General features: G+C 68.1%; 25 protein-coding genes. 12 read left to right on the top strand and 13 right to left on the bottom strand.

Features of this window, described 5'->3' with window-relative positions; genetic code table 11:
- Positions 1-185 precede the first annotated feature (185 nt).
- The 6 genes from urtA (at position 186) to NV348_RS13010 (ending at position 5,804) form a co-directional block, all read left to right on the top strand.
- Positions 186-1,436 (top strand): urea ABC transporter substrate-binding protein, encoded by a 1,251-nt coding sequence (gene urtA, locus NV348_RS12985; RefSeq protein WP_447147156.1) that lies wholly within the window; start codon positions 186-188, stop codon positions 1,434-1,436.
- A gap of 160 nt (positions 1,437-1,596) precedes the next feature.
- Complete coding sequence (gene urtB, locus NV348_RS12990; protein WP_357342424.1) at positions 1,597-2,481, top strand: urea ABC transporter permease subunit UrtB; 885 nt, start codon at positions 1,597-1,599, stop codon at positions 2,479-2,481.
- A complete protein-coding gene (urtC, locus tag NV348_RS12995; RefSeq protein ID WP_447147157.1) occupies positions 2,478-3,587 on the top strand; it encodes an urea ABC transporter permease subunit UrtC in 1,110 nt (369 codons plus the stop codon). The genes urtB and urtC overlap by 4 nt, the downstream gene beginning before the upstream one ends.
- Positions 3,584-4,396, top strand: a complete 813-nt coding sequence (gene urtD / locus NV348_RS13000) for an urea ABC transporter ATP-binding protein UrtD (protein WP_447147158.1) — start codon at positions 3,584-3,586, stop codon at positions 4,394-4,396. Before urtC ends, urtD begins: the two co-directional genes overlap by 4 nt.
- Positions 4,389-5,081, top strand: coding sequence for an urea ABC transporter ATP-binding subunit UrtE (gene urtE / locus NV348_RS13005; protein ID WP_447147159.1), 693 nt, complete (start codon positions 4,389-4,391; stop codon positions 5,079-5,081). The genes urtD and urtE overlap by 8 nt, the downstream gene beginning before the upstream one ends.
- 9 nt (positions 5,082-5,090) lie before the next feature.
- Complete coding sequence (locus tag NV348_RS13010; RefSeq protein WP_447147160.1) at positions 5,091-5,804, top strand: GntR family transcriptional regulator; 714 nt, start codon at positions 5,091-5,093, stop codon at positions 5,802-5,804.
- A gap of 4 nt (positions 5,805-5,808) precedes the next feature.
- On the opposite strand, the gene NV348_RS13015 is transcribed toward NV348_RS13010, so the two are convergent.
- On the bottom strand, positions 5,809-6,705 hold the full coding sequence (locus NV348_RS13015) for a nuclease-related domain-containing protein (protein WP_447147161.1): 897 nt from the start codon (positions 6,703-6,705) through the stop codon (positions 5,809-5,811).
- 201 nt (positions 6,706-6,906) lie between these two features.
- On the opposite strand from NV348_RS13015, the gene NV348_RS13020 reads away from it, so the two are divergent.
- Positions 6,907-7,452, top strand: a complete 546-nt coding sequence (locus NV348_RS13020; RefSeq protein ID WP_447147162.1) for a carboxymuconolactone decarboxylase family protein — start codon at positions 6,907-6,909, stop codon at positions 7,450-7,452.
- Between the two features lie 91 nt (positions 7,453-7,543).
- The gene (locus tag NV348_RS13025; RefSeq protein WP_447147163.1) at positions 7,544-7,921 is read left to right on the top strand and encodes a VOC family protein; all 378 of its coding nucleotides are present in this window, start codon (positions 7,544-7,546) and stop codon (positions 7,919-7,921) included.
- Here the strand turns inward: NV348_RS13025 and NV348_RS13030 are convergent, their stop codons facing one another.
- Both NV348_RS13030 and NV348_RS13035 read right to left on the bottom strand, forming a co-directional pair.
- A complete protein-coding gene (locus NV348_RS13030; protein WP_495885069.1) occupies positions 7,922-8,305 on the bottom strand; it encodes a DoxX family protein in 384 nt (127 codons plus the stop codon). It abuts the gene before it with no gap.
- 46 nt (positions 8,306-8,351) lie between these two features.
- The gene (locus tag NV348_RS13035) at positions 8,352-9,200 is read right to left on the bottom strand and encodes an SDR family oxidoreductase (protein ID WP_447147164.1); all 849 of its coding nucleotides are present in this window, start codon (positions 9,198-9,200) and stop codon (positions 8,352-8,354) included.
- 99 nt (positions 9,201-9,299) lie between these two features.
- Between NV348_RS13035 and NV348_RS13040 the strand changes: the two genes are divergently transcribed.
- Positions 9,300-9,707, top strand: a complete 408-nt coding sequence (locus NV348_RS13040) for a winged helix-turn-helix transcriptional regulator (protein ID WP_447147165.1) — start codon at positions 9,300-9,302, stop codon at positions 9,705-9,707.
- Between the two features lie 70 nt (positions 9,708-9,777).
- Here NV348_RS13040 and NV348_RS13045 read toward each other — a convergent pair whose 3' ends face one another.
- From NV348_RS13045 to NV348_RS13060, 4 genes are all read right to left on the bottom strand, one after another.
- A complete protein-coding gene (locus NV348_RS13045; protein WP_447147166.1) occupies positions 9,778-10,482 on the bottom strand; it encodes a polysaccharide deacetylase family protein in 705 nt (234 codons plus the stop codon).
- A 137-nt stretch (positions 10,483-10,619) separates the two neighbouring features.
- A complete protein-coding gene (locus NV348_RS13050; RefSeq protein WP_447147167.1) occupies positions 10,620-11,114 on the bottom strand; it encodes a L,D-transpeptidase in 495 nt (164 codons plus the stop codon).
- Positions 11,115-11,365: 251 nt separating this feature from the next.
- Positions 11,366-12,769: a dihydrolipoyl dehydrogenase gene (gene lpdA, locus NV348_RS13055; RefSeq protein WP_447147168.1), complete on the bottom strand. Its 1,404-nt coding sequence runs from the start codon at positions 12,767-12,769 to the stop codon at positions 11,366-11,368.
- Between the two features lie 92 nt (positions 12,770-12,861).
- On the bottom strand, positions 12,862-13,335 hold the full coding sequence (locus tag NV348_RS13060; protein WP_447147169.1) for a MarR family winged helix-turn-helix transcriptional regulator: 474 nt from the start codon (positions 13,333-13,335) through the stop codon (positions 12,862-12,864).
- 88 nt (positions 13,336-13,423) lie between these two features.
- Between NV348_RS13060 and NV348_RS13065 the strand changes: the two genes are divergently transcribed.
- Together NV348_RS13065 and NV348_RS13070 are read left to right on the top strand one after the other, a co-directional pair.
- Entirely contained in the window at positions 13,424-13,753 is a 330-nt protein-coding gene (locus NV348_RS13065; protein WP_447147170.1) for a rhodanese-like domain-containing protein, read from the top strand.
- A 26-nt stretch (positions 13,754-13,779) separates the two neighbouring features.
- Positions 13,780-13,908, top strand: a complete 129-nt coding sequence (locus NV348_RS13070; protein ID WP_447147171.1) for a hypothetical protein — start codon at positions 13,780-13,782, stop codon at positions 13,906-13,908.
- Between the two features lie 2 nt (positions 13,909-13,910).
- On the opposite strand, the gene NV348_RS13075 is transcribed toward NV348_RS13070, so the two are convergent.
- The gene (locus NV348_RS13075) at positions 13,911-14,885 is read right to left on the bottom strand and encodes a dipeptidase (protein WP_447151020.1); all 975 of its coding nucleotides are present in this window, start codon (positions 14,883-14,885) and stop codon (positions 13,911-13,913) included.
- Between the two features lie 135 nt (positions 14,886-15,020).
- Here NV348_RS13075 and NV348_RS13080 point away from each other — a divergent pair, with 135 nt between their 5' ends.
- Complete coding sequence (locus NV348_RS13080) at positions 15,021-15,551, top strand: AMIN-like domain-containing (lipo)protein (protein WP_447147172.1); 531 nt, start codon at positions 15,021-15,023, stop codon at positions 15,549-15,551.
- Positions 15,552-15,555: 4 nt separating this feature from the next.
- Here the strand turns inward: NV348_RS13080 and narI are convergent, their stop codons facing one another.
- Genes narI through NV348_RS13105 form a run of 5 tightly spaced genes read right to left on the bottom strand, consistent with a single transcriptional unit; the run spans position 15,556 to position 23,567 of the window.
- Entirely contained in the window at positions 15,556-16,296 is a 741-nt protein-coding gene (gene narI / locus NV348_RS13085) for a respiratory nitrate reductase subunit gamma (RefSeq protein ID WP_447147173.1), read from the bottom strand.
- A gap of 1 nt (position 16,297) precedes the next feature.
- Positions 16,298-16,981 carry a nitrate reductase molybdenum cofactor assembly chaperone gene (narJ, locus tag NV348_RS13090; RefSeq protein ID WP_447147174.1) on the bottom strand — a complete coding sequence of 228 codons (684 nt, stop codon included), beginning with the start codon at positions 16,979-16,981 and terminating at the stop codon, positions 16,298-16,300.
- Entirely contained in the window at positions 16,981-18,636 is a 1,656-nt protein-coding gene (gene narH, locus NV348_RS13095) for a nitrate reductase subunit beta (protein ID WP_447147175.1), read from the bottom strand. The genes narJ and narH overlap by 1 nt, the downstream gene beginning before the upstream one ends.
- Positions 18,636-22,328 carry a nitrate reductase subunit alpha gene (locus tag NV348_RS13100; RefSeq protein WP_447147176.1) on the bottom strand — a complete coding sequence of 1,231 codons (3,693 nt, stop codon included), beginning with the start codon at positions 22,326-22,328 and terminating at the stop codon, positions 18,636-18,638. Before NV348_RS13100 ends, narH begins: the two co-directional genes overlap by 1 nt.
- Positions 22,329-22,370: 42 nt before the next feature.
- A complete protein-coding gene (locus tag NV348_RS13105) occupies positions 22,371-23,567 on the bottom strand; it encodes a nitrate/nitrite transporter (RefSeq protein ID WP_447147177.1) in 1,197 nt (398 codons plus the stop codon).
- Between the last annotated feature and the right edge of the window lie 99 nt (positions 23,568-23,666).

A 23,666-nucleotide genomic window follows, 5' to 3' on the forward strand; every position in this document is an offset into this window, starting at 1 on the left:
GAAACAGACGAAACGGACACGTGACCGAGAGATATTCCGGTGCAACAAGTTCCCTCTACTGTTCCGCTCACGAATACAGCCGCTGTATACAACTCGGTGTACATCCAGTCACCGGGGCAGACCGCGGCGGTGTTCGTTGTGGCGCGCTTGGCGCCGCCGTAACACCTGATGAGGAGAACCGCCCCATGTCTGAATCCCGTTTGGTCAAGGCACTCACGGTGCCTGCCGCGGTGGCCATCGCAGGCCTGTTGCTCACCGGTTGCGGTGCGCGCGACGACGCGTCGCCCGGCACGACCGCCGCGTCCTGCGTCGACACCACCAAAGACACCATCAAGGTGGGCTCGCTGCACTCGCTGTCGGGCACCATGGCCATTTCCGAAGTCACCGTGGCCAATTCGACCAAGCTGGCGATCGACCAGATCAACGCCGCGGGCGGCGTGCTCGGCAAGAAGGTCGAGATCGTCCTCGAAGACGGCGCGTCGGACCCGAAGACCTTCGCCGAGAAGGCGGAGAAGCTGATCAGCTCCGACTGTGTCGCCGCGGTGTTCGGCGGCTGGACCTCGTCGAGCCGCAAGGCCATGAAGCCCAAGTTCGAGAGCCTGAACTCGCTGCTCTACTACCCCGTGCAATACGAGGGCCTGGAGGACAGCAAGAACATCTTCTACACCGGCGCCACCACCAACCAGCAGATCATCCCCGCGCTGGACTACCTCAAGCAGAAGGGCATCACGTCCCTCTACCTGGTCGGCTCGGACTACGTCTTCCCGCAGACCGCCAACCGGGAGATCAAGGCCTACGCCGCGGCCAACGGCATCGAGATCAAGGGCGAGGACTACACCCCGCTCGGCTCGACCGACTTCTCCACCATCGTCAACAAGGTGCGCAACGCCAGGGCGGGCGCGGTCTTCAACACCCTCAACGGCGACTCCAACGTCGCGTTCTTCCGCGAGTACACCAACGCCGGCCTGAAAGCCGCCGAGATGCCGGTGGTTTCGGTGTCGATCGCCGAGGAGGAGGTCGCCGGTATCGGCGCGCAGAACATCGCGGGCCAGCTGACCGCCTGGAACTACTACCAGACCGTCGACACCCCGGTGAACAAGAAGTTCGTCGCCGACTACAAGGCCGCCTTCGGCGCCGACAAGCCCACCTCCGACCCGATGGAAGCCGCCTACGCCTCGGTCTTCCTGTGGAAGAACACCGTCGAGAAGGCCAAGTCCTTCGCCGTGGCCGACGTGCAGGCCGCCGCTGACGGCGTCAGCTTCGAAGCCCCCGAGGGCACCGTCACCATCGACGGCTCCAACCACCACATCACCAAGACCGCCCGCATCGGCGAGATCCGCGCGGACGGCCTGATCTACACGGTGTGGGACTCCGGCAAGGCGATCACCCCGGACCCGTACCTGAAGTCCTACGACTGGGCCAAGGGCTTGAAGTAGCTGTCGCGTGGCCGCGACGTGTTCGCGGCCCCCAAGCTCACCGCCGACCGGCCGATACCCGCGCCAGGGCGCATCGTCTCGGCCGGTCGGCGGCGAGCCGGCCGCGAACGGGCCTCCTCGAGGTCGCACCGCTCGTGGTCACCGATCGCAGGGAACTCACATGGATGTACTCATCGGCCAACTCTTCACCGGGTTGAGCCTCGGTTCAATTCTTCTGCTCGCCGCCCTCGGCCTGTCGCTGACCTTCGGCCAGATGGGCGTCATCAACATGGCGCACGGCGAATTCATCATGGCCGGCTGCTACACCACCTACGTTGTGCAGCAGGTCTTCTCGTCGGCGGGCGTGTCGCTGGTCGTCTCGTTGTTCATGGGCTTCCTGATCGGCGGCCTGCTCGGCGCCGCCCTGGAGATGGGCCTGATCCGCTACATGTACGACCGCCCGCTGGACACGCTGCTGGTCACCTTCGGTGTCGGCCTCGTGCTGCAGCAGGCCGCGCGCGACATCTTCGGCGCGCCGGCCAAGAACGTGCTGGTGCCCGAATGGCTCAGTGGCGGAATCACCATCGCGGGCGCGGTGGTGCCCAAGACCCGCATCTTCATCCTGGTGCTGGCGATCGTCGCGGTGACCGCGCTGGCCGCCGTCCTCAAGACCACTCCGATGGGCCGTCGCATCCGCGCCGTCGTGCAGAACCGCGGCCTGGCCGAAACCTCCGGCATCTCTTCGCGATTCACCGATATCAGCACGTTCTTTATCGGGTCCGGCCTGGCCGGCGTCGCCGGTGTCGCGCTGACTCTGATCGGTTCGACCAGCCCGACCATCGGCCAGAGCTATCTGATCGACGCGTTCCTGGTCGTCGTGATCGGTGGCCTCGGCCAGATCAAGGGCACGGTGATCGCGGCGTTCGCGCTCGGCCTGCTCAACTCCTTCATCGAATACTCGACCACCGCGTCCATCGCGAAGGTCATCGTGTTCGTGCTGATCGTCATCTTCCTGCAGGTCCGCCCGCAGGGTCTGTTCACCGTGCGGACGAGGAGCCTGGCATGAGAGAGAAGCTGACTCCCCTGGCGGGCTTCGCCATCGCCGCGTTCATCCTGTTCGCGGTGGCACCGGCGGTATTGAGCGACTTCCGCCTGAACCTGCTCGCCAAGTTCCTCTGCTTCGCCATCGTGGCGGCGGGCATCGGATTGGCATGGGGCCGTGGCGGCATGCTCACCCTGGGCCAGGGCGTGTTCTTCGGCATCGGCGCCTACATCATGGCCATGCACATGCAGCTCGCCGACGCCGCCCGCCTCGGCAACGACGTCCCGGAGTTCATGGAGATCTCCGGCATCAGCGAACTGCCCGGATTCTGGCAGCCGTTCGCCTCGGCGCCGATGGCCATCCTCGCCATCCTGGTACTGCCCGCCCTGGTGGCCGCCGTGCTCGGCTACGGCGTGTTCAAGCGCCGGGTCCGGGGCGCGTACTTCGCCATCCTGAGCCAGGCGCTGGCCGCGGCGCTGGCCATCCTGCTCACCGGTCAGCAGGCCATCGGCGGCTTCACCGGCCTGTCGGACTTCCGGTCCTTCTTCGGGTTCCGGCTCTCCGATCCGGTCAACCGCCAGATGCTGTTCTTCATCGCCGCTGGCACGCTGCTGCTGGTCGTCGCGCTGATCCGCCAGCTCAATCGCAGCCGCTACGGCGAACTGCTGGTCGCGGTGCGCGACGCGGAGGAGCGGGTGCGCTTCCTCGGCTACGACCCGGCCAACATCAAGATCGTCGCCTATGTGGTGGCGGCGTTCCTGGCCGGCATCGCCGGTGCGCTGTTCACCCCGATCGTCGGCATCATCTCCCCCGCCGACATCGGTGTCGTCCCGTCCATCGCGTTCCTCATCGGGGTCGCGATCGGTGGCCGCACCACGCTGCTCGGCCCGGTTCTCGGCGCGATCGGCGTCGCCTGGGCGCAGACCTCGCTGTCGGAGTCGTTCCCGTCGGGCTGGACCTACCTGCAGGGCGTGCTGTTCATCGTGGTGGTCGGCTTCATCCCCGCCGGACTGGCCGGCCTGTGGCCGCTGTTCAAGGGCTGGTGGCAGAGCCGTACACCCGAACCGGCACCGGTGCCCGCCGAACCCGCACCCGCCGTCGTCACCGAGGAGAAGGTGCAAGCGCGATGACCACACACGAGCCCAAAGCGGGCGGCAACGCGGGCATGGACAGCGACTACCTCGAAATACGCGGTCTCTCGGTGAGTTTCGACGGTTTCAAGGCGGTCACCGAGGTCGACCTGACGGTGCTCCAGGGCGATCTGCGGTTCCTGATCGGCCCCAACGGCGCGGGCAAGACCACGCTCATCGACGCCATCACCGGCCTGGTGCCCGCCACCGGCTCGGCCCAGAAGTCGGGCACCGAACTGCTCGGCAAGAAGGTGCACCAGATCGCCCGCCTCGGCATCGGCCGCACCTTCCAGACCGCGAGCGTGTTCGAGCAGCTCAGCGTGCTGCAGAACCTGGACATCGCGGCGGGTGCGGGCCGTTCGGCGCTGTCGCTGCTGCGGGCCCGCAAGTCGGTGCTGCCGAGCATCGAAGAAGCCTTGGAGACAACGGGTCTCACCGCGCTGCGGGACAAGCCCGCCGGGGTGCTGGCGCACGGGCAGAAGCAGTGGCTCGAGATCGGCATGCTGCTGGTGCAGAACGCCTCGGTGCTGCTGCTCGACGAGCCGGTCGCGGGCATGAGCGCCGAGGAACGCGAGGAGACCGGAAACCTGTTGCGCCGCATCGGCGGCGACCGCGTGGTCGTCGTCGTCGAGCACGACATGGACTTCATGCGCTCCTTCGCCACCTCGGTCACCGTCCTCGCGGGCGGCAAGGTGCTCAGCGAGGGCAGCGTCGAAGAGGTGCAGGCCGATCCGAAGGTGCAGGAGGTCTACCTCGGCACCGCGACACTGGCCGGGGACGCGACGAAAGAGGAGTCGGCCGATGCTTGAACTACACGACATCCACTCGGGTTACGGACGCACCGAGGTGATCCACGGCGTCAGCCTGACCGTCCCCGACGACAGCGTGGTCGCCATCATGGGCCACAACGGCGCGGGCAAGACGACGCTGCTGCGCACCGCGGTCGGCCTGCTGCCGACCAAGTCGGGCACGATCACCTTCGACGGCGACAAGATCACCAAGCTCTCCCCGTCGCAGCGGGTCAAGCGCGGCATCGCCTACGTGCCGCAGGGGCAGCAGAGTTTTCCCCAGCTGTCCACAGCCGAGAACCTGCAGGTCGTCGCGGACGGGCGCAAGCGCGGCAAGGCGCTGATCGAGGAATCGCTGGAACTGTTCCCCGCGCTGCGTGAGCTGCTGACCCGCAAGGCCGGTCTGCTCTCCGGCGGTCAGCGTCAGCAGCTGGCCATCGCGCGCGCCCTGATCACCGAGCCCAAGCTGCTCATCCTCGACGAGCCGACCGAGGGTATCCAGCCCTCGGTGGTGGCCGAGATCGAGCGCACCATCATCGATCTCACCCAGCGCGGCGGACTCAGTGTGCTGCTGGTGGAGCAGCACATCGGCTTCGCGCTGCAAGCCGCGCAGCACTACTACGTGCTGCATTCGGGGCATCTCGGCTCGTCGGGTGAGGGCGGTGCCGGGGCGGAATCCGCGGTCCGCGCGGCGATGGCGATCTGACCGCGGGCCATGAACCGCAGGGGGCGGGTGTCCCTGGCCGAGCGCGTCTATCTGGCGCTGCGGGACGACCTGGCCACCGGGACCCTCCCGCCGACCGAACGACTGCGCGCCGAACGGCTGGCCCAGCGGTACGGCGTCTCGCGCACTCCGGTGCGCGAGGCGCTGGCCCGGCTCCAGGCCGACGGACTGATCCAGCGCCACCACGACGGGCTCTACCTTTATCGCCCGCGCCTGGCGGAGCTCGACGAGCTCTACGAACTACGAATAGTGCTGGAAGCCCGCGGTTTCCAGCGGATCGACGCCGCGGACTCGGTCCAGCCGCACAGCCCCGCCGCGCACGATCTGCCCGCCGTGCGCGCGGAACTGGAACGCTGGCGCGAATACCGGGACACACCACCGGAACCCGGGCCGGAGCTGGTCGCCGCCGACGAGCGGTTCCACACCGAACTGCTCCGGGCAGCGGGCAATTCGGCCCTCGCCGACGCGCTCACCGCGGTCTACGTGCGGGTGCGCCCGGTCCGCACCATGGACGTGCCGACCGCCGAGCGGGTCGCGGCGATGACGGCCGATCACATCACCATCGCCGAGCAGGTGCTGGCGGGCGCGGGCGAACAGGCGCTGCACACCCTCACCGCGCACATCGATTCCTCCCGCGCGCATGTCCGGGTGCGCGCCGAGCAGGCGATCGCGTTCACCAAACTCGGTCGTGCCGTGCGGGATTGAGTGCTCAGCAGCCGTTCTGGAACGGCCAGCACTCGACGGGTCGCTGACTCGCGGGCGTCGGGGACGGCGCCCTGGTCGTGCTCTGCGAGGTATCCGAGCTGGGGCGCGGGTGCGGTGAGTCCTGCAGCAGTGCCTGTCCGACCACCAGGAACACCACGAACACGCCGAGCACGGCCGCGGCGAACAGGATCAGCCCGACCAGCTTCCCGCGCTCGGTCGGCTCGGCGGGCGGCGGCGCCTGGATCGGTTCGGTGAACCTGCGCGGCTGCGGCGGGAGCGGCGTGGGAGCGGGACGGTTGCCGTCGAAGCCGTCGGCGGCCAGGTCGGCGCGCGGTGGCGTCAGGTCGCCGACGCCCAGCGCGGTGCAGGTGGTGAGCACCCGGTCGATGGTCCATCGGCGGGGGCCCGCGGCGAAGCCCTCGAGATAGACCTGCAGCTCGTGCGCGTCGACGGTATTGGCGACCAGCACATCCAGCCCCGGTCGCAGCACGGTGCGCGCGGGCCGCACCACCACGCCCCGGTACGGCACCATCACCACCGCGCCGCTGACGTGTCCGCTGTCCTGTAGTGCCTGCTCGAGCGCGACCCGCACGGCGTGGATCCCGTGCTCGAGCCGGTCGGTGAGCCCGGACGACGGGTCGGCGTCCAGGTCGAGCGGGCTGTCGCTGATCGTCCACGCACCCGCGCCCGAGACGGCGAGCAGGCCGCTCTGCCGTCGCCGGAAGCCCTTGACCTCGATGACCGTGATCCCCCGCGGCGTCACGATCACCGCGCCCAGCCTGCGATCGCCCACCCGGCAATCCACCAGCGCAAGTCCCGTGCTCGGAGAGGCGCGCAGGCAATCCACGAACTCCCGCTCGGCGCCGGTGAGCTCCGCATCCGGCCTGATCCGAACCAGCATTCCGATGTTCCCCTACCAGTGCTGCGACCTCACACCGCCGCTGCGCGCTGCGGTACCCACCGATCATGACGCGCAACTGTTGCGAAAACCACTGGAAACCAAAGAAAACCGGCACGACTCCGGTAGTCGCCTTCACGATCCCATACCGGCGAGTACGCTGCGAACCGGCCGGGCGAGCACGAGCAGACAGGTGGAAATGTGATGGATCCAGCGCCCCTACCACGGGTTTCCCCGGGACGGTTCGCCGAGCTCGGACCGATCAACTGGGTTGTCTGGCAAGTGCTTTCCCGCGCGTCGGGTACCGACGACGCGCATCTGTTCAGCACCCTCGGGCGCACCGGCGGGCTGTTCCGCGGCTGGCTGCATTTCTCCGGCAAGCTCATGCCGGGCGGACGGCTGCCGCGCGCCGAGGCCGAACTGGTCATCCTGCGGGTCGCGCACCTTCGCGCCTGCGACTACGAGACCGATCATCATCGCCGTCTCGGCCGCAAGGCCGGGCTGTCCGCCGTGGAGATCGACCGGGTCGCCGCCGGGCCCGAGGCCGAGGGCTGGACGCCGCGGCAGCGGGCGCTGCTCACCGTCGTCGACCAGCTGGTGACCGGCCGCGATGTCGACGATGCCGCGTGGGCCGAGCTGGCCACGCACTACGACGAGCGCCGGCTCATCGAGATCGTGCTGCTGATCAACCAGTACGAGGGCCTGGCCGCCACCATCACCACGCTGCGCATCGACCGCGACAATTTCTAGGCGTGTGACGCAGGTCATAGAGCGGAACCGGGCGGCTCCTCGCGATCGTTAAAGACGTACAACGTACGGAGTTCAACACCGAGGAGAACGCATGCAGATCACCGGCTCCGCCATCTCGCTCAATGTCGCCGACCCGCAGGCCTCGGCACAGTTCCTGATCGACCACCTCGGCTTCACCGAGCAGATGGCCGCCGACGGATTCGTCTCCCTGCAGCGGCCCGATGCCGGGATGAACGTCATCTACCTGCGCACCGGCCTGAGCACCTTCAAGCCGGCGCGCATCGCGGGCAGCGCGGGCGACGGCACGCTCGTGGTGTTCATCGTCGACGACATCGACGCCGAGTACGAGCGCCTGCGCACCGCGGGCGTCCCGATCGAGACGCCCATCGAGACCGAGGAGTGGGGCGAGCGCTACTTCCAGATGACCGACCCGAACGGGATCGTCATCCAGCTGGTGCAGTGGGTGTGATCAGCGGCGCGCGACGCGCAGCGCGGCCACGATCATCGGGATCTGCAACGGCAGCCGCGCCAGCACACCGGCCTTGAACAGGCCGTTCGCCTTCGGGTTGCCGACCACGTCGACAGCCATCTGGATGTTCGCCGGGAAGACACCGACGAACAGCGCCGCGGCGAGCCAACCACCGAAGCGGCGGGTGCGCGGCACCGCGAGTGCCGTCGCCACGCCGAGCTCGGCGACCCCCGACGCGTAGGTGTAGGTGCGCGGGTTGCCGGGCAGCTTCGGCGGCACGATGCCGTCGAACGGCTTCGGCGCGACGAAGTGCAGGACACCCATCACGAACAGCAGCCCACTCAGGTAGGAGTGCGCGCGTCGACGGGGAGTTTCGGTAGCCACACCCGAACTCTGCCACACCACTCCCCGTCGGCCCACCCCCCGAAAATCAGCCGAGGACGGCGCGGAAAGCCTCGGCGGGCGAGGTCACCGGACGGCCGAGAAGCTTGGCCAGGTCACCCGTGCGGACCTCGAGCAGGCCATCGGCGATGCCCGCGTCGGCGTCGGCCAGCGCCGCGGCCACCGGCTCGGGCACGCCGGCCTGCCCCAGGACCGCCGCGTACTCGGCTTCGGCCAGGTTCTCGTAGCGCACCGGCGAGCCGGTCACCTCGGTGAGCACGGCGGCGATGTCGGCACCGGTCAGGGCGTCGTCACCGCCGAGTTCGTAGACGCGCCCCTCGTGGCCGTCGGTGGTGAGCACCACGGCCGCCGCCTGGGCGTAGTCGGCGCGCGGGGCCCCGGAGACCTTGCCCTCGCCCGAGGCGCCGGCCAGCACGCCGGTTTGGATGGCGTGCGCGGCGCCTGCGGCATAGTTCTCCCAGTACCAGCTGTTGCGCAGCAGGACCGTCGGCACCTGCGCGGTCGCCAGCACCTCTTCGGTACCGCGATGCTCCTGCGCGAGGATCATCCGGTTGTCGGGCGCGACGGGAATGCTGGTGTAGGCGAGCAGCCGGACACCCGCGCGCTCGGCGGCCCGGATGACATTGGTGTGCTGGGCGACCCTCGCACCGAATTCGTTGCCCGAGACCAGCAGCACCCGGTCGACACCCGCCAGTGCGGCATCGAGCGCGGTGGGGTCGTCGTAGCTCGCCTGCCGGACCCGCACACCGCGTTCGGCCAGGTCGGCGACCTTGGCGGGATCGCGCACGATCGCCACCGGCTGTTCACCCGCCGCCAGCAGCGCCGCCACGACGAGCCTGCCCAGCTGTCCACTCGCTCCGGTCACCGCAACAGTCATGATCTTCCTCCAGGGTTGGTACCGATTTTGTAGTACTAACTATTCGTAAGCACTATGCATTCCGCAGGCGCTCTGGTCAAGAGCGGTACGATCGGCACCATGAGCACGCAGCCCCCGTCGACCGACGACGATCAGGCGCTGGAAGCCGACGTCTTCGCGCGCGATTGCGAGTCGCGACCGGTGCTCCAGAATGTCGCCAGCCGGTGGGGCGTGCTGGCCCTGGTGGCGCTACGGGAAGGCCCGTACCGGTTCAGCGCGCTGCGCAGGCGCGTCGACGGCGTGAGCGAACGGATGCTGTCGCAGACCCTGCAAACCCTCGAACGCGACGGCATGGTGCATCGCGAGGTGCTCGAGGCCATTCCCCCGCGCGTGGAGTACACGCTGACCGAGCTCGGCGCGCAGGTGGCGGACCGGCTGGAGTCGCTGATCGTGGTCTTGGAGACCAACATGGACACCGTCCGGAAAGCCCAGGCGAGCTACCACCGTTCCGCCACTCCGCGGATATAGGCCGGCCTCGGTCTCGGAGCGTTTCGCGTCGGCGGCCGGCGGTTCGCGCCAGGTCGGGTCCCTCGGCGAGTTACTTCTGTTCGCGCCGAAGCAAGTCGGAGACAGTCGTGAATTCGTAGCCTCGCGAGCGCAGGCCGGTGACGATCTCGGGTATCGCTGCGGCGGATTCGCCGCCGTGCATGACGTGCAGCAGCACGATCGAGCCGGGCCCGGTCTGCGCCAGGGTGTCGGCGACGATGGCCTCGCGGCTCGCGCCTCCCGCGGAGTCCGGCTCGACATCCCAGGTCACGGTGGTGCGATCGTGGTCGGCGAGATAACTCGGCAACGCCCAGAGTTTCTTGCCGTAGGGCGGACGGAAGGTGATCGGGCCCTGGTAGCCGGTGCGGCGGATCTCGGCGTCGGTGCGCTCGATTTCGTCACGCACGGTGTCACCGGAGACAAGGACCATGCGGCGGTGCGAATACGAGTGGTTGCCGATCTCGTGGCCGGCCGCCGCGATCGCCGCACCATATTCGGGATGCGCGGCCAGATCATCGCCGACCAGGTAGAAGGTCGCCGGGACTCGCGATTCGGCGAGCATGCGCAGGATCTCGGGCGTGCGCTCGGTCGGCCCGTCGTCGAATGTCAGCGCGACCAGCTTCTCGTCGGTGTCGACGCGATCGACCAATCGACCCGTCAGCTGGTAGGTCCGCGAATTCATCAGCACATACAGCCCGGCCACAACGACGAGCAGCAGTGCGACAGCCGCAGCCCCACCGATCAACCACTTACGCACACGAGCTGTATACCGCACGAGCGGAACCAGCCGACCGGCGAACACGAGAACAGGGGTAACTCACCGGGCACGGGCTGACCCGCCCCGGTGAGTACCGTCGGCCGCGAGCGAAGAGCCCGGCCTGAATCGCGGGGCGGCTAGTCGATGACCTGGGTGATGTCGCCCGGGTTCAGGTAGTCGAAGAAGCGGTGGGCGCCGTCCTCGGTCATGCGCACACAACCGTGCGACTTCGAATTGACCGGGCCGACATGGAATGCCATGTCACCGTTGAAGAAGGTGGCCCAGCGCATCGGCGCGTTGTGCATCGTGCTCCAGTGGAATTCCCGCTTGAAGGAAATCCGGGTCACCGCGGGCGGAGTTTCGTATCCGGCCATACCGTGCGAAATCGGCGTCGGGCCGAAGATCACCCGGCCGTTGTCGACCAGCCACGCCTCGTTCGTCGACAACCGCATGCACGCCCTGGCCTCGACCACCGGGCACGGCGACGCTGTCGGCACGATGGCGGGAACGCCGGGAACATCGGGGCCACCGGGGAAAAGAGGTTCGGCCATCGCGGGTGCCATGGTTCCGAATCCGGCCACCGCCACCAATGCCGCCGTACGAGCTACCCAACCGAGAATGCGCTTGCTCATCGAGTTAGTTGCCTCTCAACCGTGCCCGCCACCCGCGAGCCGCCGGGCGAGGGGACCATCTCATGGAACATAAACATGTCGAACACGAGCTAGGAACTACCACCGGAGGTGCTATCGCATCATCGGCCACAGAACGCGATTCGCCAAATCAACGCCCGTAATTTTGGCCGAAAAGAAATACACGCAATACGTGTCGCGGACACGACCGAGGGGCGGTCGCCCGGCGACCGCCCCTCGTGTCTTCGACGGGATCAGAAGTTGATCATGTGGCCGGCGAGGCCGTGGATCGCTTCCTGCAGCGCTTCGCTGAGCGTCGGGTGGGTGTGCACGTTGCGCGCGAGTTCGTTGACCGTGAGGTCCCACTTCTGGGCCAGGGTCAGCTCGGGCAGCAGCTCCGAGACATCGGGGCCGATGAGGTGGCCGCCGAGGAGTTCGCCGTGGGTCTTGTCGGCGATCAGCTTCACGAAACCGGTCGGGTCGGCCAGGCCGTGCGCCTTGCCGTTGGCGGTGAACGGGAAGGTGGCGACCTGGACGTCGTAGCCCTCGTCGCGGGCCTGCTGTTCGGTGAGACCGAAGCTGGCGACCTGCGGCTGGCAGAAGGTGGCGCGCGGCATCATCCGGTAGTCGCCGAAGGTCAGCGTCTCGGCACCGGCGATGGTCTCGGCGGCGACCACACCCTGCGCCTCGGCGACGTGCGCGAGCTGCAGCTTGGCGGTGACGTCACCGACCGCGTAGATGTGCGGCACGTTGGTGCGCATGTTGTCGTCGATCGCGATGGCGCCACGGTCGGTGAGGGCGACACCGGTGGTCTCCAGGCCGTAGCCATCGATGCGGGGCGCGAAGCCGACGGCCTGCAGCACCTTGTCGACGGTGACGGTCTCGACCGCGCCGGACTTGTTGTCCTTGATCTGGACGGTGACCTTGGAGCCGTCGTCGTCGATCGCCTGCACGGCGGCACCGGTGGTGATGGTGATGCCGAGCTTCTTGTACTGCTTGGTGATCTCCTTGGAGACGTCGATGTCCTCGTTGGGCAGCGCGCGGTCGAGGAACTCCACGATCCGCACGTCGACGCCGTAGTTCTTGAGGACGTAGCCGAACTCCATGCCGATCGCGCCAGCGCCGACGATCAGGATCGAGCCGGGCAGGTCGCGGGTGAGGATCTGCTCCTCGTAGGTCACCACGTTGGCCGAGAGCTGGGTGCCCGGCAGCAGCTTGGTGGTGGTGCCGGTGGCGATGATGACGTTGTCGAACGTGATCGACTCGACGCCACCCTTGGTGAGGGCGACATCGATCGAGTTCGGGCCGGTGAAAGCACCGCGACCGTCGAACTCGTCGATCTTGTTCTTCTTCATCAGGAAGTGCACGCCCTTGACGCGCCCGTCGGCCACCTTGCGGCTGCGATCGAAGGCGACGCCGAAGTCGAAGCTGACCTCACCGGAGATGCCGAAGGTCTTGGCTTCCTTGTGGAAGATATGGGCCAGTTCGGCGTTGCGCAGCAGTGCCTTGGACGGGATGCAGCCCACGTTCAGGCACACGCCACCCCAGTATTTCTGCTCGACAATCGCTGTTCGCAGGCCGAGTTGAGCGGCACGGATCGCGGCGACGTATCCGCCGGGACCAGCGCCGAGAACGACGACATCGTAGTGGGAAGTCACGACCCCGAGCCTAACTCTGTTTCGGGGAGTTCACCCACCCGTCCCCCACTTAGGTGAGCACCGCCCGCGACCGGTGGCGACGGGGGCGTCGATCATCGTCGCGGCGGCTGCGGCGGGGGAAGCCGGGTGGCGCCGAGCACCTTGCGCAAACTACCCGCCAAGGCCGTGAGTTCGGCCGGGTCGAGGTGCGCGCCGAGCGCGCGCTCGATGCCGTCGAGATAGTGCGGGGCGGCCTCGCGGAACCGTCGCCGGCCCAGGTCGGAGATGGCTACGAGCGCGGACCTGCCGTCGTCGGGGTTGGACTCCCGCGTCAGCAGCCCGTTCGCTTCCAGCTCCGCGACGAGGCGGCTCACCCTGGTCCGGCTGAGGACGACGCGCTCGCCCAGGTCGCTCATCCGCATCGGTCCGGCGGCGTCGAGTTCGAGGAGAACGTCGTACCAGGTGAGCGGCAGTCCGGCGGCTTTGCGGAGTTCGGCGTCGAGTTCGGGGACGAGGGTGGCGTGCACCTGCAGCAACGCGGCCCACGCGGCGACCGCGGGACGACGGGATGGCTGATCGTTCGGCACCGGACCAGCTTAACCACTTGCGTGCGTGCGCACACAACTAGTAGCGTGTGCACGCACATAAATTTTCCAACAATTCGAGGTGGACCCCATGACCGCACTCATCACCCGCGACGAACTGGCCGCGGAGATCGCGGCGAACACCGTGACCGTGCTCGACGCGCTCCCCGCGGACTACTACGCCAAGGCACACCTGCCGGGCGCCCTCAACCTGGTCGAGGACGAGGTCGCCGCCCGCGCCCCCGAGCTCCTCCCCGACCGCGACGCGGCGATCGTCACCTACTGCTCGAACCCGGCGTGCGGCAACAGCCAAGCGGTCGCGAGCAAGTTGGAAGCCCTCGGCTACACCAACGTCCGCAAGTACCGCGAGGGCATCCAGGACTGGTCCGACGCGGGCCTGACGATCGAAACGTCGGCCTGACCGCACGACGCACCGTGGTCGGCGAGGTGAGTGGTGCCGCGACGGACGGGATCCGCAGCCGCCTCGACGGCACGATCTCACCCCGACCAGGCCCCGCCTTCCTCGGCGTCCTCACCGGCGCCAACACCGGCAAGATGCTGGTCCGCCTCGGCTGAGGTCAGTCGCGCCAGACCTGGCCCGCGACCCTGGCGAAGTTGCCGCCGAAGATGGCGGCCCGCTCGGCGGTCTGGAACCCCCGGTCGGCCAGGAGCTCGTCCAGGCCGGGGGCGCCGGATTCGCCGAGCAGGTCTTCCGGCGGAACCCAGTGGAGTGGGCCCCATTTGGTGTACGACTCGGAGAACGCGCCGGGGTTGTCCCGGATCTCGTCGTTGAACTCCTGGCCGTCGAAGGAGTAGTCCGAGCCGACGCCGATGTGGTCGAGCCCGACCAGGTCGACGCCATAGCGGATGTGGTCGGCCATGGCGGCCAGGCGTGCGGCGTGGTCGCCGGGAGCGTTGTGGCCGAGGAAGATTCCCACGCCGTTGATGCCGATCACGCCGCCGGTCTCGGCGCAGGCCAGGGCCTGATCGTCGGTGATGTTGCGCGGATGCTCCCACAGGGCAGCGAAATTGGAGTGGCTGTAGATCATCGGGACGGCGGTGTGCGTGGCGATATCGAGGCCGGTGCGCCGGGAACAATGCGACCCGTCGGCGAACATGCCGACCTCGTTCAGCTTGCGCACCAGGTCTTTTCCGTAGCCGGTGAGGCCGGTGTCCGCGGTGTCGAGGCAGCCGCAGCCGGCCGCGTTGGCGTGGTTGTAGGTCGGCAGCAGCGAGCGCACGCCGAGCCGGTAGAACATCTCCACATTGTCGAGATCGCCGCCGAGCGGGCCCGCGTCCTCCAGGTCGAAGGCCAGCGCGATCGCGTCGTCGGCGCCGATATCGGCCCGGCGCTCGACCAGCCGGAAGCGTGGATCGGCCGACGCCTGGTCGCGGAACTGGTGCAGCAGCGCCAGCGAATCCGTGGTGGTCTGCGCCGAATATCCGACATTGACCGAGAGATACGACCCCAGCGGATACCGGGCGAGCTCGCCGATGCGCGCCGTGTGATGCAACGGCAGACAACAGTGCTGCTCCCACAGGAAGGGCGCCATGGTCACCTCCGGTCGTTGTCCGTGACCTGCGATCCTACGTTTCGCAACACGCCCGGAACCTCAGCGACGCTAACGTGCTGTCTGATTAGTCCGATTAATCAGTACCTTCCCCCACTGCCCTGAAGGCGGTGCGACGTGCGTCGCTTCCTCGTCCTGCTCACCACACTCGCGGCCTGCGCGAGCCTGTGGACCCTGCCCGCTGCCGCCACTGCGTCCTACTGCGGAATCACCTGGGGCTCACTCGACAAAACGAGCCCGAACTACTCCACCGCGACCGTCGGCGATGTCAGGTCCGGCCGCCACGACTGCTTCGACCGCCTCGTCGTCGACCTGTCCGGCCCGCTCGCCGGCTACCGCGTCGGCTACGTCGACACGGTCACCATGGACGGCTCCGGCGCCACCGTCCCGCTGCGCGGCGGCGCCTATCTCCAGGTGATGGTGCAGGCCCCGGCCTACGACGCCGCGGGCAACAGCACCTACCACCCGGCCGACCGCACCGAACTCGTCGACGTGCGCGGCTACCCGACCTTCCGCCAGGCATCCTGGGCGGGCTCGTTCGAGGGCCAGACCACCCTCGGCCTCGGCGTCCGCGCCCGCCTGCCGTTCCGGGTCCTCACCCTCGACGACCCCGCCCGCGTGGTGATCGACGTCGCCCACGCTTGGTGACGCCTCACCAGCCCCGCCGCTGCGGCCGCGAACCGACCAGCTCGCCCGGCTTCGCACTCCCGCGCGTCCGGTAGACGATGTAGGGCCGGAACAGGTACCCGAACGGCGCACTGAACGCGTGCACGAGCCGGGTGAACGGCCAGATCGCGAACAGCACCAGTGCGATCGTCACGTGGATGTGGAACGACAGCGGCGCCTGCGCCATCAGGTCACCGCGCGGCCGCAGGATCCAGATCGAGCGGAACCACGGCGACACCGTCTCGCGATAGTTGTGCTCGGGACCGATGGCGCCGGAACCGATCAGGGTGGTCGCCAGGCCCGTCACCAGGGCCGCGATGAGCACCAGGTACATGATCTTGTCGTTCCAGGTGGTGGCGCTGAACACCGGACCGTTGACCCGCCGCCGGTACACCAGCAGCACGATGCCGGTCAGCGTCGCGATGCCGGCGATGGATCCGAGCGCGATCGCCTGGATGTGATAGACGTGCTGGCTGACCCCGATCGCAGCGGTCCAGGATTCGGGTATCACCAGCCCGATGATGTGCCCGACGATCACCACCAGCATGCCGAAGTGGAACATCGGGCTGCCGATCCGCAACAGTCTGCTCTCGTAGAGCTGCGAGGAGCGGGTGGTCCAGCCGAACTTGTCGTACCGGTAGCGCCACCAGGTGCCGACGATGATCATCGCCAAGCTCACGTACGGGACGATGTCCCAATAGATCTCGCCCGCGGAAACGGAATCCATATCAGCGGTGTCCTTTCGCGACGGCGGGTGCCTGTTCGGACGCGGCGCGACGCGGCGGCACGGTGAGCGTGAACGGCGTGAGGCCGACCGACTCGGCGGGCGGTCCCGCCTCGACGAGCCGCCGGGCGCGGCCGAGGTCCTGTGCGGTCGCGGCGGGCAGGGTGCCCGCGACCGCGCCGAGCACCGGGGCGTAGGGCGAGTCCTCCCCGGCCAGGGCCAGCCCGATCGCGTCGATCGCCCTGCGATGCGCGGTCAGCAGCGCGGCCCCCGCGACGGGATCGACGGTGGCGGCGAACTCGAGCAGCACGGTGAGATGATCGGGCACCTCGCCGGTGGGCGGCCGGACGCCCGCGGCACGATAGGCGTCGGCGAACGCGAGCATGGCCATGCCTCGGTTGCGGGTATCGCCGTCGGTCCAATAGGTGAGCAGCAGCGTCGAGTGTCTGCGCAGATCGAAGGTGTCGACATAGTCTTGGGCCGCCAGGGTTTCCGGCAGGGCGCGCAGGCGCGCCGAGGCGGTGCGCAGCGGCGTGGCCTGGTCGGCGGGCAAGTGGGCGCACAACTCGTCGACGAGATCCAGCCGCGCCCGGTGCCCCGCGTCGGGATAGGCCAGCAGCAGCGAGGCCGCCTGCCAGATGACACGGTGGCGCTCGGCGCGCCGGGCCGATCGGCGCGACAGCGCCATCACCGCCCACCCCCGCCGGGGAACATTCCCGCCGGCCTGCCCTTGCCGTCCCAGTTGAGCAGGTTCACCCGGGCGCCGGTGCCTGTGCCGATGGACTCGCTGGTCTGGCGCTGTTTGAGCGCGTGGAAGGTCTCGACGGCCACCGGCACCGGCACGCCGCTGGTCTCACCGAACGGGCCCGAGGCCTGCTCGTACATGCCGGGACCGCCGTCGAAGTCGAGCGCGCAATCGCTCACCGTCTCCTCGAGCTGATGCCCGAGTTCGGCGTACGCCGACGGAATCACGTACCTGTCCTCGTATTTCGCGAGCGCGAGCAGGCGGTACATGCGATAGATCTGTTCCTCGGTCATGCCGACGGCGGCCGGAATGTGTTCCTGAGGTTCTCGTCCGAGATTGATGTCGCGCATGTACGACCGCATGGCCGCGAGCTTGCGCAGGACGGCGGCCACCGGCGCGGTGTCGCCTGCGGTGAACAGCCCGGCGAGGTATTCCAGTGGGATGCGCAGTGATTCGAGGGCGCCGAACAGATTGCCGACGTCCTCGCCGTCGTGGCCGTCGCGGCTGACCGCGTCGACCACCGGCGACAGCGGCGGGATGTACCAGACCATCGGCATGGTCCGGTACTCCGGATGCAGCGGGAGAGCGACGCGGAAGTCCTTCAGCAGGGCGTGGATCGGTGAGCGCTGCGCCGCCTCGATCCAGGCGTCGGGGATGCCCGCGGCCCGCGCGCCCGCGACGACCTGGGGGTCGTTCGGATCGAGCAGCACGTCCAGTTGGGCCTCGTACAGGTCCTTGTCGTCGGCCACGGTCGCCGCGTCCAGCACCCGGTCCACGTCGTAGAAGATCAGACCGATGTAGCGCAACCGGCCGACGCAGGTCTCCGCGCAGACGGTCGGCAGCCCCACCTCGACGCGCGGATAGCAGAACGTGCACTTCTCGGCCTTGCCGGTTCTGTGGTTGAAATACACCTTCTTGTAAGGACATCCGGACACACACATCCGCCAGCCCCGGCACTTGTCCTGATCGACGAGCACGATCCCGTCCTCGGTGCGCTTGTACATCGCGCCCGACGGGCACGACGCCACGCACGCCGGATTGAGGCAGTGCTCGCAGATGCGCGGCAGATAGAACATGAACGTCTGCTCCAGGTCGAGCTTGACCTTCTCGCTCACCCGCGCCAGCACCGGATCGCCGGGCACGATCTCCGGCGACCCGGCCAGATTGTCGTCCCAGTTGGCCGACCAGCTGATCTTCATCGGCTTGCCGCTGATCAGGCTGCGCGGCGGGGCGACCGGGATCTGCGCACCCAGCGGGGCGTTGGTGAGGTTCTCGTAGTCGTAGGTCCACGGCTCGTAGTAGTCCGCCATGGCCGGCATCTTCGGATTGGCGAAGATCCGCGCGAGCTTGGCGAATCGGCCGCCGTCGCGCAGGTTCAGCCTGCCGTTGCGCTCGCGGACCCAGCCGCCACGCCATTTCTCCTGGTCCTCGTAGGTGCGTGGATAGCCCTGTCCCGGCCGGGTCTCCACATTGTTGAACCACACGTACTCGGTGCCGGAGCGGTTGGTCCAGGCCTGCTTGCAGGTCACCGAGCAGGTGTGGCAGCCGATGCATTTGTCGAGGTTCATCACCATCGCCAATTGCGCCATGACCTTCATCAGTACGTCACCTCCTGGCCACGGCGTCGGACCACCGTGACCTCGTCGCGCTGGTTTCCGGTGGGGCCGAGATAGTTGAACGCGAAGGCGGTCTGGGCGTACCCGCCCGCCAGATGCGAGGGTTTGACCAGCAGCCGGGTCAGCGAATTGTGGATGCCGCCACGGGTTCCCGTCTGCTCTGTCAGCGGGACATCGATGGTGCGTTCCTGGGCGTGGTGGACATAGACGACGCCCTCGGGCATCCGGTGCGAGACGATCGCGCGGCACACCAGCACGCCGTTGCGGTTGTCGGCCTCCACCCAGTCGTTGTCGGCGACACCGATCTTCGCGGCGTCCGCCGGGCTCATCCACATGGTCGGACCGCCGCGCGAGAGCGAGAGCATCAGCAGGTTGTCCTGGTACTCGGAGTGGATCGACCATTTCGAGTGCGGCGTCAGGTAGCGCACGGTGATGCCGATGCCGGCACGCTGGGTGCCGATGCGTGGTTCGTCGAAGAGCCTGGCCAAGTCCAGCGGCGGCCGGTAGATCGGCAGCGCCTCGCCCAGTTCCTCGATCCAGTCGTGGTCGACGTAGAAGTGCATGCGGCCGGTGAGCGTGTGAAAGGGCTTGAGCTGCTCGATGTTCACCGTGAACGGCGCGTACCTGCGGCCGCCGGTCTCGCTGCCCGACCATTCGGGACTGGTGATCACCGGCACCGGCCTGGCCTGGGTGTCGGCGAAGGTGATCCGCTTCTCCTCGCTGCCCTCGGCGAGGTGCACCAGGTCGCGACCGGTGCGTTTCTCCAGTTCCCGGAAGCCCGCCACCGAGAGTCTGCCGTTCGAGGTACCGGACAGGCGCAGGACCGTCTCGGCCATCTTCTCCGCGGTGTCCAGCGCCGGCCGGCCGGCCGCCACCCCGGCGTTCATCACGCCGTGCAGTCGCGCCAGTTCGGCGACCTCCTGATCGGGAATCACGGTGACGCCCTTGGTAGTCAGTCCCGCCTGCTCCACCAGCGGTCCGAGCGCGGTCCATTTCTCGGCGATCGCCGCGTAGTCGCGTTCGACGACCACCAGCGGCCCCATCGTCTTGCCGGGCACCGGTTTCTCGCCGGTCTGCCGCCAATCCGATTCCACGCCGGCGGGATAGGCCATCGCCCCGGGAGTGTCGTGCTGCAAGGTGCCCATCACGATGTCGGTGCGCGTCCCGAGATGCTCGGCGGCCAGGGTCGAGAAGCTGCGGGCGATGGCGCCGAAAGCGTCGAAGTCCGAACGGGTTTCCCAGGGCGGATCGATCGCGGCGGTGAAGGCGTGGAGGTAGGGGTGCATGTCCGTGCTGGACAGGTCGGCCTTCTCGTACCAGGTCGCCGCGGGCAGCACGACATCGGAGAACAGTGTCGTCGAGGTCATCCGGAAGTCGATCGACATCAGCAGGTCGAGCTTGCCCTCGGGCAGTTCCTCGGGCCAGATGACGCTCACCGGGCGGGCCTCGGGCGCGGTCGGCTCGGCTTGCAGGTTCGAGGTGGTGCCGAGCAGGTGCTTCAGGAAGTACTCGTTGCCCTTGGACGAGGAGCCGAGCAGATTGGCCCGCCACACGCTCAGCACGCGCGGCCAGTTCTTCGGGTCGTCCGGGTCCTGGACCGCGAATCGCAGCTCGCCACTGGCCAATTGGTCGACCGTGTACTGCACCGGGTCGACGCCCGCCGCGGCCGCCGCGTCGGCGAGGTCGAGGCTGGAGCGGTCGAACTGGGGGAAGAACGGAGTCCAGCCCATGGCGACGGCGGAGCTCAGCACGTCCATCGTGTGCTTGCCCTTGAACCGCCCCCGGCCGGTCGGCGCGGCGAGGGCGTCGGCGCGGTAGCCGTCGTATCGCCACTGGTCGGTGTGCGCGTACCAGTAGGAGGTGCCCGCCATCTGGCGCGGCGGGCGCGACCAGTCGGTGCCCATCGCCACCGTCGCCCAACCGGTCACCGGCCTGCACTTCTCCTGCCCGACGTAGTGGGCCCAGCCGCCGCCGTTGCGCCCCATCGACCCGGTGAGCAGCAGCAGCGACAGGATCGCGCGGTAGGTGGCGTCGCCGTGGAACCACTGGCAGATGCCGGCGCCCATGATGACCATGGTCCGGCCGCCGGATTCCACCGCGTTGGTCGCGAACTCCCTGGCGATCCGGATGACCTGCGCCGCGGACACTCCCGTGATCGGTTCCTGCCAAGCAGGGGTGTACGGGGTGTCGGCGTCGTCGTAGTCGCGCGGCCATGTCCCCGGTAATCCCGGGCGGGCCACGCCGTACTGGGCGAGCATCAGATCGAAGACCGTGCACACCCGCCTGCCCGCGACCACCCGGACCGGCACACCCCGCTCCATGGTCTCGCCGTGCCCGTCGACGGTGTCGAACCGCGGCAGCGTGATGACCGCGCCGTCGACCTGCTCCTCCCCCGCCTCGGCGACGGTCAGCGTCGGCGCGAGCTCGCCCAAGTCCAGGTTCCATTTACCGACGCCGTCGGGTCCATAGCGGAAGCCGAGCGACCCGTGCGGGACGACCACAGCGCCGGTGACACCGTCGATGAACACCGGCTTGAACGCCGCGTTCTCCTCGGTGCTGCCGAGGTCGGCCGCGGTGAGGTTCTTTCCCGGCACCAGGCGCCCGTCGCGTTCCTCCAGCGTGATCAGGAACGGCAGGTCGGTGAACTGGCGGACGTAGTCGACGAAGAACGGTTCCCGCCTGCGCACGTAGTACTCGCTCGCGATCACGTGCCCCATGGCCATCGCCAGCGCGCCGTCGGTGCCCGCCGCGCACGGCATCCACTCGTCGGCGAACTTGGTGTTGTCGGCGTAGTCGGGGCTGACCGTGACGATCTTGGTGCCGCGATAGCGGACCTCGGCCATCCAGTGCGCGTCCGGCGTCCGGGTGACCGGGACGTTGGAACCCCACATCAGCAGGTACGACGCGTCCCACCAGTCCCCGGATTCCGGCACGTCGGTCTGGTCGCCGAATACCTGCGGCGAGGCCACCGGAAGGTCGGCGTACCAGTCGTAGAACGAGGTCATCGCACCGCCGATGAGCTCGATGAAGCGCGAGCCCGCCGCGAACGAGATCATCGACATCGCGGGAATCGGGGAGAACCCGGCCACCCGGTCCGGGCCGTAGTTCTTGATGGTGTGCACGTGCGCGGCGGCGACCATCTCCACCGCCTCGTCCCAGCTCACCCGCACCAATCCGCCCTTGCCCCTGGCCTGTTGGTAGGTGCGGCGGCGTTCGGGGTCGGCCTGGATGTCGGCCCAGGCCATGACCGGATCGCCGAGGCGGTCCTTGGCCGCGCGGTACATCTCGACCAGGACCCCGCGCGCGTACGGATACCGGACGCGGGTGGGCGAGTAGGTGTACCAGGAGAAGGCCGCGCCACGGGGACAGCCGCGCGGTTCGTATTCGGGGCGGTCGGGGCCGACCGAGGGGTAGTCGGTCTCCTGGGTCTCCCAGGTGATGATGTCGTCCTTGACGTAGATCTTCCACGAGCACGAGCCGGTGCAGTTCACGCCGTGCGTCGAGCGCACCACCTTGTCGTGGCTCCAGCGGTTGCGGTAGAAGATGTCGCCCTCGCGCCCGCCCTTCCTGGTGACAGTACGCAGGTCGGCGGATTCGGTGCCGGGGGTGAAGAACCGCCCGCTGCGCACGAACAGGTCCTCGATGGGTCCGCCGATGCGCTCCTGGGATGCCACGTGCTCTCTCCTCTGTGCGGTCGGATCAGGCGTGCGGGCGAACTATTCGTGGGCGTGCAGTTTCAGCGACGTGTAGAGCAGGGCGGCGAGCGCGGCCGCGGCGAGCAACAGCAGACCCACCGTGTAGTCGTGGCCCTGCTCGTCGTAGGTGACGCCCATGATCAGCGGCGGGAAGTAGCCGCCGAGACCGCCTGCGGCGGAAACGATTCCGGTCACACTGCCGACATCGGCGGCGGGCGCGCGCCGCGCCACCCAGGCGAACACCCCACCGGTGCCGATCCCGAGGAACAGCGCCATCGCGATGAACGTGCAGGCCGAGGCGACATCGGCGGGCGGCTTGAACGAGGCGACCACCGCCATCACCGCGGTACCCGCCAGTGAGGTGACCACGATGTACTTGGGCGCGATCCGGTCCGAGAGCGCGCCGCCGACGGGCCGGGCGATCACCGCGGCGAGCGCGAAGGCCGCGGTGCGGGTGCCCGCGTCGACAGCGGAGAAACCGTAGACGTTCTTGATGTAGGTCGGGAGGTACGAACTGAAGGCGACGAACCCGCCGAACACCACGGCGTAGAGGAAAGACATCTCCCAGGTGACCCCGAGTTTCATCGCGGCGCGCAGTTTCGGCAGCACCGGATTGGTGTTCGGGGTGAATTCCGGCGAGTTCCGCATGAATACGACGCACAGCACGGCGGTCACCGCGAGGGCGGCCGCCACGATCAGGTGCGTGGGCAACAGCCCGAACCAGCGGACGAGGCGCGGCGTGAAGAACGCCGACACCGCGGTACCGACCATGCCCGCGCCGAAGACACCGGTCGCGAAGCCCCGCCGGGCGGGCACGTACCAGGAGTTCGCGAACGGGATGCCGACAGCGAAGATCGTGCCGGGGATGCCCAGCAGGAACGCCGAGGCCAGCATCATCGGATACGACTCGATGCTGCCCGCGATCCCGACCAGCACAACGGGGACGATCGAGGACGTCGAGACCCCGATGAACATCGTCCGGCCACCGATCCGGTCGGTGAGCGCGCCGGACACGATCCGCCCCAGTGAGCCGACCAGGATCGGCATGGCCACCATAATCGAGGCCGCCATGGAACTGAGCGCCATCTTGTCGGCGTAGTTCGGCGAGAGGGGGCCGATGAGATTCCACGCCCAGAAATTGATGGCCGAAACCCAGGTGGACAGGGCGAGGTTGAGGGTCGGAGACCCGGTGCGTACCGCTGTCTGTAGCGAGGTCACCTGACCAGGAGACCATAGGAGCAGCACCCGGAATGATTGAACACGCAACGATCCGGCAACTCGCCGGGAATTTCTGCTAGCGCGCATTTCGGTCGAACT

The sequence above is a fragment of the Nocardia fodinahabitans genome, assembly GCF_052983615.1.

Bases quoted from the DNA above. Each gene is read 5' to 3' on its own strand.
- urtA (WP_447147156.1), top strand. From the start codon at position 186: ATGTCTGAATCCCGTTTGGTCAAGGCACTCACGGTGCCTGCCGCGGTG.
- urtB (WP_357342424.1), top strand. From the start codon at position 1,597: ATGGATGTACTCATCGGCCAACTCTTCACCGGGTTGAGCCTCGGTTCA.
- urtC (WP_447147157.1), top strand. From the start codon at position 2,478: ATGAGAGAGAAGCTGACTCCCCTGGCGGGCTTCGCCATCGCCGCGTTC.
- urtD (WP_447147158.1), top strand. From the start codon at position 3,584: ATGACCACACACGAGCCCAAAGCGGGCGGCAACGCGGGCATGGACAGC.
- urtE (WP_447147159.1), top strand. From the start codon at position 4,389: ATGCTTGAACTACACGACATCCACTCGGGTTACGGACGCACCGAGGTG.
- NV348_RS13010 (WP_447147160.1), top strand. From the start codon at position 5,091: ATGAACCGCAGGGGGCGGGTGTCCCTGGCCGAGCGCGTCTATCTGGCG.
- NV348_RS13015 (WP_447147161.1), bottom strand. From the start codon at position 6,705: ATGCTGGTTCGGATCAGGCCGGATGCGGAGCTCACCGGCGCCGAGCGG.
- NV348_RS13020 (WP_447147162.1), top strand. From the start codon at position 6,907: ATGGATCCAGCGCCCCTACCACGGGTTTCCCCGGGACGGTTCGCCGAG.
- NV348_RS13025 (WP_447147163.1), top strand. From the start codon at position 7,544: ATGCAGATCACCGGCTCCGCCATCTCGCTCAATGTCGCCGACCCGCAG.
- NV348_RS13035 (WP_447147164.1), bottom strand. From the start codon at position 9,200: ATGACTGTTGCGGTGACCGGAGCGAGTGGACAGCTGGGCAGGCTCGTC.
- NV348_RS13040 (WP_447147165.1), top strand. From the start codon at position 9,300: ATGAGCACGCAGCCCCCGTCGACCGACGACGATCAGGCGCTGGAAGCC.
- NV348_RS13050 (WP_447147167.1), bottom strand. From the start codon at position 11,114: ATGAGCAAGCGCATTCTCGGTTGGGTAGCTCGTACGGCGGCATTGGTG.
- NV348_RS13065 (WP_447147170.1), top strand. From the start codon at position 13,424: ATGACCGCACTCATCACCCGCGACGAACTGGCCGCGGAGATCGCGGCG.
- NV348_RS13075 (WP_447151020.1), bottom strand. From the start codon at position 14,885: ATGGCGCCCTTCCTGTGGGAGCAGCACTGTTGTCTGCCGTTGCATCAC.
- narI (WP_447147173.1), bottom strand. From the start codon at position 16,296: ATGGATTCCGTTTCCGCGGGCGAGATCTATTGGGACATCGTCCCGTAC.
- narJ (WP_447147174.1), bottom strand. From the start codon at position 16,981: ATGGCGCTGTCGCGCCGATCGGCCCGGCGCGCCGAGCGCCACCGTGTC.
- narH (WP_447147175.1), bottom strand. From the start codon at position 18,636: ATGAAGGTCATGGCGCAATTGGCGATGGTGATGAACCTCGACAAATGC.